The sequence below is a fragment of the Burkholderia sp. 9775_39 genome, from assembly GCF_015712225.1.
In the GTDB taxonomy this organism is placed as follows: domain Bacteria; phylum Pseudomonadota; class Gammaproteobacteria; order Burkholderiales; family Burkholderiaceae; genus Burkholderia; species Burkholderia cenocepacia.
Genome location: NZ_JACCQC010000010.1, coordinates 227,669 through 238,798 on the forward strand (window position 1 = coordinate 227,669; position 11,130 = coordinate 238,798).

Below are 11,130 nucleotides of genomic sequence, written 5' to 3' on the forward strand. Positions count from 1 at the left end.
GCGCAAGGATCTTCCGATGGTCACCAAGGCCACCGCACCGTTCCAGCAGATCAAGACGCTCGTTCGCCAGAACGTCGAGTCGGGCGACTGGCGCCCCGGCGACCGCATCCCGTCCGAGCTCGACCTCGCCGCGCAGTTCGGCGTCGCGCGCATGACGGTCAACCGCGCGCTGCGCGAGCTGACCGAGGAAGGCGTGCTGAAGCGCATCGCGGGCGTCGGCACCTTCGTCGCCGAGGTGAAGCCGCAGTCGAACCTGCTGATGATCGCGCACATCCGCGACGAAATCCGCGCACGCGGGCACGAATATCGCTGCCGCGTGCTGAGCCGGTCGAGCGAACCCGCGTCGTTCGACGTCGCCGCCGCGTTCGGCCTGCCGGTCAACACGCCGGTCTTTCACGTGGTGTGCGTGCACGAGGAAAACGGCCGCCCGATCCAGCTCGAGGACCGCTACGTGAACCCGGCCGCCGCGCCCGGCTTCATCGACCAGGATTTCGAGGCCGAGCCGCCGTCCGAGTACCTGTACAACAACGTGTCGCACTACGAACTGGAAATCGAGCACGTCGTCGACGCGTCGCTGCCCACCGGCGAGCAGGCGCGGCTGCTCGACATGCGCGCCGACGAGCCGTGCCTCACGCTCACGCGGCGCACGTGGACGGACGGGCTGCCCGTCACGTTCGTGCACTTCCTGCATCCGGGCAACCGCTACCGGCTCGGCTCGCGCTTCAAGCCGGGCGCGGGGCGCCACCCGACCTGATCCTTCGGCGCACGCACGCCCCCGAACGCACGGCGGCCGTTTCGTCATGAAACGGCCGCCGTGTGGGTGACAGCAGGTCAGATCGCGCCGACCTGCCCTGCATCGCGCGACCACACGACCGGGAACAGCGGGTGGTCGAGCGGCGCGCCGTCGGCCAGTTGCGCCGCGAGCCCGGGGAAATCGGGCGAGGTTTTCCAGCGGCGCGGCGCGTGGCGGACATCGTCGCCGACGAAGCGGATCGAGAACGCGCGCCGGCGGTTCTGCGTGCCGCCCGACGCATGCAGCGTCAGCATCCGGAAGCACACCATGTCGCCGGGTTCGAGCGCCCAGTGGCGAATCGGGAACGCCGCGCGGTCGGCTTCGATGTCGGGCAGGTCGGCGAGGCTGCCTTCCGGAAACCACTTCGCCTCCTTGTCCATGAACGTGCGCGGCATCAGCCATGGCCCGCGATGCGAGCCCGCGACGAATTCCAGCGTCGATTCGAGCGGCACCGGATCGACCGGAATCCACATGCTGACGTTATCGTCGCCTTCGATGTTGTAGTACGGCTGGTCCTGATGCCACGGCGTGCGCTGCCGCGTGCCGGGCTCCTTCACGAGCAGGTGGTCGTGATGCAGCCGCACGTGGTCCGTGCCCATCAGCGCGGCGGCGACCGACGGCGCCGGCGAGCGCACGATGAAATCGCGATACGCGTCGTTGTGCTGCCAGTTGCAGAAATCCTCGAAGAACCAGCCCGGGTCGTCGGGCCGGCTCGCGACTTTCGCGCGTTCGCTCGGCTGCGCGAGGTTCGCGTCGATGCCGGCCCGCAGCGCGGCCACTTCGTCAGGCGAAAAAATGCCCTTGATGCAGACCGCGCCTTCCTCTCGGAACGCGGCGATCAGTTCGGGCGTCACGGCTTGCGCGACGCGCTCCTGGATACTCGTCATGGTGTGCCTGTCGATCGAATGAGTCACGGGGTCACGGTGCCGAAGTCAGTTGCTGCTTCGCGCCGTAGATGTCGAAGTCGAAGTATTTCGCGGCGATCTTCTGATAGGTGCCGTTCGCGCGAATCGCGACGATCGCGTCGTTCAGCCGCTTCTTCATGTCGGCGTCGCCCTTGCGGATGCCCATCGCGACGCCGTAGCCGGTGATCCGCGCGTCGGTCACGTCCGGCCCCGCGAACGCGTAGCCCTTGCCGCGCGGCGTCTTCAGGAACGAGTAGCCGGCCTGCGTCTTGTCCTGGAAGGTCGCGTCGAGGCGGCCGTTGACGAGATCCTGATACACCTGGTCCTGGTTCTGGTACGAAACGATCGTCACACCCCTGGTCGCCCATTCGGCCTTCGCGTACGCCTCCTGCGTCGTGCCCTGGTCGATCCCGATGCGCTTGCCGGCGAGCGACGCGGCGGTCGGCAGCAGCTTCGAGCCGACCGGCGCGACGAGCGCGCCCGGCGACGCATACAGCTTGTTCGAGAAGTCGATCTGCTTGAGCCGCTCGTCGGTGGCCGTCATCGCGGACATGATGACGTCGAACTTGCGTGCGCGCAGCGCCGGGATCATCCCGTCGAAGCCCTGCTCGACCCACACGCACTTCGCATGCAGTTGCTCGCAGATCGCATTGCGCAGGTCGATGTCGAAGCCGGCGAGCGAGCCGTCGGGCTGCTTCGCCTCGAACGGCGGATACGTGGGGTCGATACCCCAGCGGATCGTCGACGTGTCCTGCGCGAACGACGCGAGCGGCGCGAACGCCAGCGCGGTGACGAGGAGCTTTGCGGTGCGGTTCATGGCGGGTCCTTGTGAGTCTCGACGCGGCGGGGGATGCCGGCGTACGGTGGAAGCGTCGCGACGGGAGGCCGGCGCGGGGTGCGAAAGACGAGGGACTTCGGTGAAATTGCGATGCAGTCTAGACTGCTTGATTTTTGAGCGCAAGCGGGGGAATCAAGAATAGAAAGGGGCAGAGGCGGCCGCGAACCCGAAGGCCGGCACAGCGCTTGATTTACCGCCATCCAGCCGGGAATTTCGAGCGTTTACCCTACGTGACGCGCATTCGCCACGGAGCGTATTTCCTCGGATATTTGCCGAACGGCGATGTCTATGCAGGCAATCAGCGTAGCGCTTTCCGAATGCGGTTCCCGCCGTTCCCGCAACGCACCCTATACCGCTCGTTGAATATGCGCCAGGCGCCTTCAAACCCCGCAAAACACCGCCCCCAAGTCCGGCGAAACCGCGATTGCCCACGGCGCCCGGCCATGTTAAAAGTCGCCGCACGCATTTGAAAATGAAATGCGCGATTCCACAGAAGTGCAGAAATGAATAGACCCCTGTTCGACATCGACCTGTTGCGCGCGCTCGTGATGGTCGCCGACTGCGGCAGCTTCACGACGGCATCCGCGCGCCTGCATTCGACGCAGTCGACGGTCAGCCAGAAGGTGCGCCGGCTCGAGGAAATCGCCGGTCACCGGCTGCTCGACCGCGGCACGCGCGACGTGCGGCCAACCGACGCGGGCGTGACGGTGCTCAGCTATGCGCGGCGCATGCTCGCGCTGAACGACGAGATGCTGGAGGCGCTGTCAGGCGCGACGGTCGCGCTGACGATCCGGCTCGGCGTGCCCGACGATTTCGCGGCGGGCCGCACGACGCACGCGCTCGCGGCATTCAAGCGCGAGCACCCGCAGGTCAAGCTCGAAGTGACGTGCGGGTTGAGCCGCGACATCAGCGCCGCGTACGATCGCGGCGAACTCGACCTCGTGCTGATCAAGCAGCGGCGCGACAGTCGCGAGGCCGTCGTGCGCTGGCCGGAGAAGCTGCGCTGGATCGACAGCGCGAAGCATCCGTCGATCGATCTCGATCCGGTGCCGATCGTCGTGTTCCCGCCGCGCGGGCTCTATCGCGACGACATGATCAAGGCGATCGAGGAGCGCGGCCGCCGCTGGCGGATCAGCTTCACGACGTCGAGCCTGAGCGGCATCCAGGCGGCCGTCGCGGACGGGCTCGGCATCAGCGTGCTGCCCGCGCGCGTGGTGACGGACGAGCATGTGGTGCTGACCGCGAGGCAGGGCTTCGCACCGATCGAGCACATGGACATCGCGATCCTGCACCGGCCGACGGCCGACCCAATGGTCAGCGAGCTGACGAAAGCGCTCGCGGCGATGCTGGAACTCGAAGGGCGGTAAGCGCAGCGGAATGCCAACGGCAGCGGCGCACAAGGGCGCCGCGCACCACACGCGTCAGAACAATCAGAACATCGTGTTGCCGTTCGCGGCCTGCTCGGGCACCGGCTGGTTGACGTCCCAGTGCTCGACGATCTTGCCGTGTTCGAGCCGGAAGACGTCCATGATCGCGCTGCCGCGCGTGCCCGGTTCGCGCACCGCGTGCACGTGCAGGATCACGTAGTCGCCGTCGACGAACGAGCGCTTGATCTCGCTGTGCGACTGCGGATATTTGTCGCGCAGGAACGCGACGAACTTGCGGAAGCCGTCGCGTCCGTCGGCCGCGTTCGGGTTGTGCTGCACGTAGCGATCGCCGACATATGCGAGCGCGGCGTCCGCATCCTTCTCGTTCAGCCCTTTCTCGTAGAACGCCAGCACCGTGCGCCGGTTGGCTTCCTGCTGCGCGTCGGCCGGGCCGGCCGCCACCGCCTGCGCGGCCGCCACGGCGAACAGGGCTGCCGCCATCCCTCGTGCGGCCCGTGCCGCGGTCGTGCGTCGCATCGTCGTCTCCCCGGAAATCCGGCTGAAAACCGGATCATACCGGGGCGACGCGGCGCTCAGACCAGCGCGCCGTCGCGCGCGACGATCTTCCCGGACGATACGACGAGGCGCCGCACCGGCCGCGCGACGACGGCCTCGGCGAATGTCAGCGCCTCGACGAGCACGATGTCCGCGCGGCTGCCCGGCTGCAACCCGTAATCCGCGAAACCGCAGCCGCGCGCCGCGCCGTGCGTCACGCAGTCGAGCGCGACTTCGAGCGCATCGTCGCGGCGGAAATCGTTGCGCATGCCGATCAGCATCGCGCGTTCGAGCATGTCGGGCGAACCGTACGGCGTCCACGTGTCGCGCACGCCGTCGTTGCCGCCGATCACGATCACGCCCGCCGCGCGGCACGCGGCCACCGGCGGCACCGGCACCGCCGCCGGCGCGGTCGTGACGATCGCGACGCCGAGCCCGGCCATCCGCGCGAGCAGCGCATCGCGCTCGCGTTCGGCGATGTCGCCGAGACAGAAACCATGGCTGATCGTGACCTTCCCCTGCATGCCGTACGCGGCCGTGCGCTGCAGGATCAGGTCGAGCGAATACGCGCCCATCGACCCGCGCTCGTGCAGATGGATATCGAGCCCGCACCCGTGGCGATCGGCGATCGCGAACAGCACGTCCACCGCCTCGACCGGATCGCCTTCGATCGCACACGGGTCGAGCCCGCCGAGCAGGTCGGCGCCGGCGCCGAGCGCGTCGGACAGCAGCGCATCGGTGCCCGGCCGCTTGAGCACGCCCGATTGCGGAAACGCAACGATCTGGATCTCGACCTGCCCGCGCAGCGTCTCGCGCGTCGCGAGCACGCCGTGCAGATGGCGCAGCCCGGCTTCGGTATCGACGTCGACGTGCGTGCGGATGCGCGTCGTGCCGGCCGCGAGGAACGCACGCGCCAGCGCGAGCGACGCGGCGCCCGCGTCATGGCCGCTCGTCGCGCGATAGTGGCGTTCGTTCTCGATGCGATCGACGAGGCGCGGCCCGACCTGGTTGCGATACCATGGCATCCCCCAGTGAGTCTTGTCGAGGTGCGTGTGGCCTTCGACGAGGCCAGGCAGCGCCAACGCGAGCCCGCCATCCTCGATCGCGCAGCCGGCCGGCGCATCGAGCGACGGGCCGACGCGCGCGATGCGATCGTCTTCGATCAGGATATCGAGCGCGGCGTCGGCGCTCGTGCGGACATTGCGAATCAGCAGGGTCGTCATGTCGGTTCCGGTGCGGTCGGTCAGTGCAAGGCGCGCGCGGCGCGCGCCGTGCCGTCGGTCGGGTGGATCAGCGCGTGAAGCGCAGCGACGGGGCGAACGGCGCGCCCGTATCGCTTTCGCCGCGGCGGAATACCCAGCGTTCGGCCGGCACGCCCGCGACGGCCGCCGCCGCATTCGGCGCACGCACCGCGACGAAGCTCGCGTCGCAGCCGACCGCGATTCCATAGTTTTCCTTACCGATCGCGCGCGCGCCGGCGCGCGTCGCCATGTCGAGTGCAATGCCGAGCGCTTCGTCGGTGTAGAAGCCCGACCGGTAGCCGACCATCATCGCGCGCTGCAGCATGTCGCCGTTGCCGTACGGCCACCATGCGTCGCGAATGTTGTCGTTGCCCGCGAACACGTGCACGCCCGCGTCGCGCAGCCGTTGCACCGGCGGAAACGCGCAGTCGCCCGGCGCATTCGTCAGGATCGATACCCCGGCGTCGGCCAAGGCCGCCGCGGTGCGCTGCACGTCGTCGTCGCTCACCTGGCCCAGCGCGTACGCGTGGCTCACGTTCACGCGCCCGCCGAGCCCGGCCGCGCGCGTGCGCGCCGCGATCCGCAGCAGTTGCGCGATGCCTGCCTCGCCCGGCTCGTGCAGGTGGATGTCGATTTTCGCGCCGCGCTTCTCGGCGATGCCGAACACGATGTCGAGCTGGCCGTCCGCGTCGCCGTCGAGCGTCGTCGGGTCGATCCCGCCGACCACGTCCGCGCCTTCGCGCACGGCTGCATCGAGGATCTCGGCCGTGCCCGGGCACGTGATCACGCCGGCCTGCGGAAACGCGACCAGTTCGATGTCGACGATGCCGCGCCATTGTTCGCGCGCGGCCATCACGGCCTGCAGGTTCGACAGGCCCGTCGTCGCATCGACGTCGACGTGGCTGCGCATCGCGATCGTGCCGAACGCGGCGGCCTGCGCGATCAGCGCGTTCGCACGCTCGACGATCGGCGGCGCGGCCGCGAGCTGGCGCTTCTCGACCGCGAGCCGCTCGCGCAGCGAGCCGGCCGATTCATGCGGCACCCAGCGATCGCCGACGAAGCTCTTGTCGAGATGGATGTGGCCGTCGACGAAACCGGGCAGCACGACGCGACCGTCGAGGTCGATCGTCTGCGCGCCCGGCGCGGCCGCGCAATCGGCGCCGATCGCGGCAAAGCGGCCGTCACGGACGACGAGATTGACGGGCTGGCCGCCGGCGTCGACGGCGTTGATGAAGAATCGTTCGGTCATGGCTTGGAATGTGGGGCGGTCGCGACGCGGCCCGGCGCGGACAGGGGAGGGAACCGCGACCGGCGCGGCGCGACCGTTGGCAGGGAATCCGGCCACGATATCGGACGACGCTGCGCGAGGCCAATTAAATGTCGCGATGCCGCGCATTCGATTTCGCGATGTGCGGCGCGGAGGTCCGCCGGGCCGGCCGCGACGGCGGGTGCGATCACCGTGGAAACGGCCGGCCTGTCGGCGGTCGCGCATCGTCGGCACACGGCGCCCGGAAACCGCGCCGCGCCATCGCCACCAGCGGGCTTCGACGCCCGCCCCAGCGGCGATTTACGCGGCAACAGACTTTACACGTTGTTACCCGGCCGCACCGGACGCGCATCCGGCCATTCCTTATACTCACGCCGAGTTCGCCACCCGTGACGGGAATCCATCGGCGGACACGTTGCCGATGCAGGAAACATCATGATGCGCATGCCTTCCACGAAGACCGTTCTGTTCGCCTCGCTCGTCGCCGTGGCGGCGCTTCCGCTCACCGCCTGCGTCGCGCCGGGCTACTACGGCGCGCAGCCGGGCTATCCGCAACAGCAGCAATACGCGACGCCCGGCTATGCGCAGCCCGCGTATTCGCAACCGGGCTACGTGCAGCAGCAACCGGCGTATCCGAACCAGGCGCCGCAACCGTACGACCAATACGGCAACCCGTCGCAATACGGCTCGCAGCCGTATGACCAGTACGGCAATCAGCAACAGCAATATGCGAACCCGTACGGCACGCAGTACGGCACCGTGTCGAACATCCAGCCGGTCAACGGCTCGGTCGGCCCGTCGGGCGTGGCCGGCACCGTCGTCGGGGCGCTGGTCGGCGGCCTGGTGGGCAACCAGTTCGGCCGCGGCCACGGCCGCGATGCGGCGACCGTGATCGGCGCGCTCGGCGGTGCGGTGGCGGGCAACCAGATCGGCCAGCAGATGGGCGCCGCGCAGGGCCCGAGCAGCTACCGGATCGACGTGCAGGTCAGCGACGGCTCGATGCGCTCGTTCGACGTGCAGTCGCCGGGCAACCTGCGTCCGGGCGACCGCGTGCAGATCAACGGCAATCAGCTGTCGCGCTACTGATGCCGCCGGCGTGCGCGTGAGCGGGTCGCGCGCGCCCGTCGAACCCGCGACGTCGGCCCCGCATGCGGCGCGACGTCGAAATCACACGCGCTCGGCCCCGAGCGCGACGCGCGTCGATCGCGCGGCCGACGGATTCCTATTAGGATAGACGCGATGCATCCGGCGGCCGCAGCGGCGCGCCGGCCTGCACGCCCCTCAACCGGAACGCTGCCGATGACGATCACGATCCGCCTGCTCGACGCGGCCGATGCCGCCTGTTTCCGCGCCGTCCGCCTGCGTGCGGTCGATACCGCGCCCACGTCCTTCCTGCCGACGCTCGACGAAGAATCGCAGGTGCCGGTCGACGAATTCGCGAAGCGCCTCACGCCGACGCAGGTCCAGGCCGTATTCGGCGCGTTCGACGGCGACACGCTCGTCGGCATCACCGGCGTACGCCGCGATGCGCGCACGAAGATCGCGCACAAGGCGACGATCTGGGGCGTGTACGTCGACGCCGCCTATCGCGGGCAACGCATCGCGCAGGCGCTGCTCGACAGCGCGACCGCGCACGCGGCGCACGCGTGGGGATGCAGCCAGCTGATGCTGTGCGTGAACGAGGTCAACCACGCCGCGGAGCGGTTGTATGCGTCGCAGGGGTTCGTGCGGTTCGGCACGGAGCCGCGCTCGATGTTCGTCGATGGCCGCTTCTACGACGAGCACTACATGATCAAGACGCTGGCGTAACGCATTCGCGTTCGCGCGCGGGCACCGGCCGGGCCGCATGCGAACGTCGTCGCGTGTTTTATCTCCTCTATCTCATCGCTTGTCGGTGATCGTCGTGTTGACGATCTGTCCGGCGATCGTCACGTTCGCCAACGTCATTGCGCTCACGTTGAACGCATAGATCGGCCCTGGCGACGTGACCGTCGGCGTGCCTGACGCCACCGGCGTGCCGAAATCGCAGTTGCTGATCGTCACGCCGGAGATCGGCTGCACGGCCGGCGTCGGCGGCGTGCCGTTGTAGTCGAACGCGACCGGCCCCTGCGCGACGATCGCCTGGAAGCACGACGCGGTCACGCCATTCAGCGTCACGTTGCTCGCCTTCACGTCGGAGATCGTCACGTTCTGCACGACCGGCGCCCGCGTGCGCACCGCATCGTTCGCCGGCTGGTAGTCGCAGTCGAACGTGACGATGCCGCCCTGCGCGGCCGACGGATTGCCGGCCGACGGCGTGACGACGCCGAGCGGCACGCTCGCGTTGATCGGGCTGCCGGCGAGCAGCGCACTGCCGTAGCCGCCGCCCTTCAGCGTCAAGCCGTTCGGCAGCGTGACGCCCTTCACGTGGAAATCCTTCACGTAGCCGCCGCGGTTCATGTTGGTCTTCACGCGGATCGCGATGTTCAGCGGATTGGTCTGCCAGTTCGCGTTCAGCATCGACAGGTTGGACGCATAGATCTGCTCGACGCCGCCGCCCATCTCGCTGCCGAGCGTGATCCCGCCGTGCCCGCTGTTCATCGTGCAGTTGCGGATCAGGTGCCGCTTCGCGGGCCCGTATTCGGTGTCGCGGTCCTTGCCCGACTTGATCGCGATGCAGTCGTCGCCGGTGTTGAACGTGCAGTCCTCGCACAGCACGTCGGTGCATGCGTCCGGATCGAAGCCGTCGTTGTTCGGGCCGATGCTGTTGGTCGTCACGCCGCGGATCACGACGTTGCGGCTCGCGGTCGGATGGTGCTGCCAGAACGGCGTGTTCTGCGTCTGGTAGTTCGCCATCAGCACGTTGGTGCAGCCGATGAATTCGACCATGCACGGCCGCAGGTAGTGACCGAGGCCGAAGATGCGCTTCTCGACCGGCACGCCGGCCTCGGACAGCGCGGGCAGGTAGTTCTGGTCCTGCTGCCACGGCGTGACGGGCGATGTGAGCAGCGCATAGAGCGCGTCGGGAATCGCGGGCGCGACGATCCGCAGGTCGACGTTGTTCGGGTTCGCGGTGTTCTGCGCCGGCACCGTCGCGCTCGCGCCGTACGCGCCCGACGAGCCCTTGTAGGTCCACCAGCAGACGCTGTTCGCGCCGCTGCCGGAGAACGGCGTCATCGCCTGTCCGTTGAGCACCGACGTCGGGCCCTCGCCGGTCAACGCGATGTTCGCCGCGTTGCGGGCGTAGACGGGTGCGCCGTAGTTCAGGCAATCGTTCGCCTGCCAGCGGCTGTAGTACAGCCGGCCGTTCGCGCCGCAATCGACCGGGCCGTCCTTCGCGTAGTCGGCCGGGTTCGGGCTGAAGTAGATCGTGCAGTTCGCGCTCAGGTGGAACGTGACGTTGCTCTGCAGCACGATCGGCCCCGCGCAGTACCAGTTGCCGGACGGCACGACGACCCGGCCGCCGCCTTCGCGCCGGCACGCGTCGATCGCCGCGAGAAACGCCGGGCGCGAATCGAAGGCGCCGGGCGCGGTCGTCAGGTCTGAACCGGGGCTGACCGGCGATTTCGCCGCCGGGTACGGCGACGTCTGCGCGACCGTCGCGCACGGGCGCGCGCCGTAGTGCGTCACGTCGAAGTCGCGGCCGTGCCGCGCGAGCCGCGATACGTGCGCGAGCGACGCGGCGATGCGCGCCGCCGCGCCGTGCTCGCCCCACACGAGATCGACCGCCGACGCACCGGGCGTCGTGCCTGCCGCCAGCGCCCGGGTGGCCGCCAACGGTCCGCCGAGCATCGCACCGCCGGCGAGTGCACCGGTCCAGCTGATGAAGGCGCGGCGCGATACCCGTTTCGACGCGGACGATCGGACGGATGAAGACGGACGGCGGCGATGAGCGGCCATGGGCACTCCTTCAGGGTAATGGGTATCGATGCGCCGGGTAGCGGATCGCAATTTATACGTCGTCGTACTACATTGCGCAGTCTAGACGCGATTAGCGCAAGGGACGTATTTGTCGTTTACCCTGTTTTTATCGAATATATGCGGCATATGTGTGCACACACTCACATTGTCGAGCGCTCCTTTAGAGATATGTTGTCGTATGTTTATGCGCAAAAACTACAAATCAATCCTCCGCCTGTCTCTTATACACATCTGACGCTGCCGACGACTTAATAGGTGTAGATC

Annotated in this window: 10 protein-coding genes; 4 read left to right on the plus strand and 6 right to left on the minus strand. The window is 68.3% G+C overall.

All coding sequences use genetic code 11. The annotated features are described in order from the left end of the window. Nucleotides 1-16: 16 nt before the first annotated feature. The gene (hutC, locus tag H0X90_RS16415; protein ID WP_006485039.1) at nucleotides 17-754 is read left to right on the plus strand and encodes a histidine utilization repressor; all 738 of its coding nucleotides are present in this window, start codon (nucleotides 17-19) and stop codon (nucleotides 752-754) included. Nucleotides 755-831: 77 nt separating this feature from the next. Here the strand turns inward: hutC and H0X90_RS16420 are convergent, their stop codons facing one another. Further along, complete coding sequence (locus H0X90_RS16420) at nucleotides 832-1,680, minus strand: phytanoyl-CoA dioxygenase family protein (RefSeq protein ID WP_006485056.1); 849 nt, start codon at nucleotides 1,678-1,680, stop codon at nucleotides 832-834. Between the two features lie 31 nt (nucleotides 1,681-1,711). Further along, the gene (locus H0X90_RS16425; protein WP_006485061.1) at nucleotides 1,712-2,515 is read right to left on the minus strand and encodes an ABC transporter substrate-binding protein; all 804 of its coding nucleotides are present in this window, start codon (nucleotides 2,513-2,515) and stop codon (nucleotides 1,712-1,714) included. 524 nt (nucleotides 2,516-3,039) lie between these two features. Here H0X90_RS16425 and H0X90_RS16430 point away from each other — a divergent pair. Then, a complete protein-coding gene (locus tag H0X90_RS16430; protein WP_077189879.1) occupies nucleotides 3,040-3,903 on the plus strand; it encodes a LysR family transcriptional regulator in 864 nt (287 codons plus the stop codon). A 63-nt stretch (nucleotides 3,904-3,966) separates the two neighbouring features. On the opposite strand, the gene H0X90_RS16435 is transcribed toward H0X90_RS16430, so the two are convergent. From H0X90_RS16435 to H0X90_RS16445, 3 genes are all read right to left on the minus strand, one after another. Then, nucleotides 3,967-4,440, minus strand: a complete 474-nt coding sequence (locus tag H0X90_RS16435) for a nuclear transport factor 2 family protein (protein ID WP_034203143.1) — start codon at nucleotides 4,438-4,440, stop codon at nucleotides 3,967-3,969. A gap of 56 nt (nucleotides 4,441-4,496) precedes the next feature. Then, a complete protein-coding gene (locus H0X90_RS16440; RefSeq protein ID WP_077189878.1) occupies nucleotides 4,497-5,681 on the minus strand; it encodes an amidohydrolase family protein in 1,185 nt (394 codons plus the stop codon). A gap of 67 nt (nucleotides 5,682-5,748) precedes the next feature. Continuing rightward, nucleotides 5,749-6,948 carry an amidohydrolase family protein gene (locus H0X90_RS16445; RefSeq protein WP_077189877.1) on the minus strand — a complete coding sequence of 400 codons (1,200 nt, stop codon included), beginning with the start codon at nucleotides 6,946-6,948 and terminating at the stop codon, nucleotides 5,749-5,751. Nucleotides 6,949-7,401: 453 nt separating this feature from the next. Here H0X90_RS16445 and H0X90_RS16450 point away from each other — a divergent pair, with 453 nt between their 5' ends. Both H0X90_RS16450 and H0X90_RS16455 read left to right on the plus strand, forming a co-directional pair. Next, nucleotides 7,402-8,052, plus strand: a complete 651-nt coding sequence (locus H0X90_RS16450; RefSeq protein ID WP_034203140.1) for a glycine zipper 2TM domain-containing protein — start codon at nucleotides 7,402-7,404, stop codon at nucleotides 8,050-8,052. Nucleotides 8,053-8,265: 213 nt separating this feature from the next. Further along, nucleotides 8,266-8,775: a GNAT family N-acetyltransferase gene (locus H0X90_RS16455; RefSeq protein WP_034203139.1), complete on the plus strand. Its 510-nt coding sequence runs from the start codon at nucleotides 8,266-8,268 to the stop codon at nucleotides 8,773-8,775. A gap of 72 nt (nucleotides 8,776-8,847) precedes the next feature. Here the strand turns inward: H0X90_RS16455 and H0X90_RS16460 are convergent, their stop codons facing one another. Next, nucleotides 8,848-10,845, minus strand: a complete 1,998-nt coding sequence (locus H0X90_RS16460; protein ID WP_077189876.1) for a glycoside hydrolase family 28 protein — start codon at nucleotides 10,843-10,845, stop codon at nucleotides 8,848-8,850. Between the last annotated feature and the right edge of the window lie 285 nt (nucleotides 10,846-11,130).

What these genes read in the sequence shown, in the direction of transcription:
- hutC (WP_006485039.1), top strand. Translation starts at nt 17, where the DNA reads ATGGTCACCAAGGCCACCGCACCGTTCCAGCAGATCAAGACGCTCGTT.
- H0X90_RS16420 (WP_006485056.1), bottom strand. Translation starts at nt 1,680, where the DNA reads ATGACGAGTATCCAGGAGCGCGTCGCGCAAGCCGTGACGCCCGAACTG.
- H0X90_RS16425 (WP_006485061.1), bottom strand. Translation starts at nt 2,515, where the DNA reads ATGAACCGCACCGCAAAGCTCCTCGTCACCGCGCTGGCGTTCGCGCCG.
- H0X90_RS16430 (WP_077189879.1), top strand. Translation starts at nt 3,040, where the DNA reads ATGAATAGACCCCTGTTCGACATCGACCTGTTGCGCGCGCTCGTGATG.
- H0X90_RS16435 (WP_034203143.1), bottom strand. Translation starts at nt 4,440, where the DNA reads ATGCGACGCACGACCGCGGCACGGGCCGCACGAGGGATGGCGGCAGCC.
- H0X90_RS16440 (WP_077189878.1), bottom strand. Translation starts at nt 5,681, where the DNA reads ATGACGACCCTGCTGATTCGCAATGTCCGCACGAGCGCCGACGCCGCG.
- H0X90_RS16445 (WP_077189877.1), bottom strand. Translation starts at nt 6,948, where the DNA reads ATGACCGAACGATTCTTCATCAACGCCGTCGACGCCGGCGGCCAGCCC.
- H0X90_RS16450 (WP_034203140.1), top strand. Translation starts at nt 7,402, where the DNA reads ATGATGCGCATGCCTTCCACGAAGACCGTTCTGTTCGCCTCGCTCGTC.
- H0X90_RS16455 (WP_034203139.1), top strand. Translation starts at nt 8,266, where the DNA reads ATGACGATCACGATCCGCCTGCTCGACGCGGCCGATGCCGCCTGTTTC.
- H0X90_RS16460 (WP_077189876.1), bottom strand. Translation starts at nt 10,845, where the DNA reads ATGGCCGCTCATCGCCGCCGTCCGTCTTCATCCGTCCGATCGTCCGCG.